Genomic DNA, 448 nt, shown 5'->3' with positions numbered 1-448 from the left:
CTTTGACGGGTGCAACAAGCGTTTTACCCAGTCCGGTAATCTCGTCAGGCACAAACACACCCACACAGGGTGCAAGCCCTTTGTCTGTGACCATGAGGGGTGCAGCAAGCGTTTTATCCAATCCGGCGATCTCACCAGACATAAACGCACTCACACAGGGATCACCGCCCACAAACGCAGCCACACAGGGGAGGGCCCTTTGTCTGTGATCAGGACGGGTGCAACAAGTCGTTCACTAAGGCCCTTTGTCTGTGACCAGGACGGATGCGGCCCTTGTCTGTGACCAGGACGGGTGCAGCCCTTTGTCTGTGATCAGGACGGGTGCAACAAGTCGTTCACTAAGGCCCTTTGTCTGTGACTTTGACGGGTGCCGCAAGCGTTTTGGCCAATCTGGTGCACTCACTTCCCACAAACGCACGCACACAGGGGACAGGCCTTTTGTCTGTGA

The 448-nt window shown here is 56.0% G+C and carries 1 protein-coding gene; it reads right to left on the bottom strand.

All coding sequences use genetic code 11. The features are described 5' to 3' along the window. A partial coding sequence (locus tag E1189_RS24700; protein WP_230459950.1) for a hypothetical protein occupies positions 1-184 on the bottom strand: 184 nt, incomplete at its 3' end. Between the last annotated feature and the right edge of the window lie 264 nt (positions 185-448).

Origin of the sequence: Parendozoicomonas verongulae, from assembly GCF_009711465.1 — a bacterium.
Lineage (GTDB): Bacteria > Pseudomonadota > Gammaproteobacteria > Pseudomonadales > Endozoicomonadaceae > Sansalvadorimonas > Sansalvadorimonas verongulae.
The sequence above is the reverse complement of the archived record's forward strand: the minus strand, read 5'-3'. Positions and strand labels throughout refer to the sequence as shown.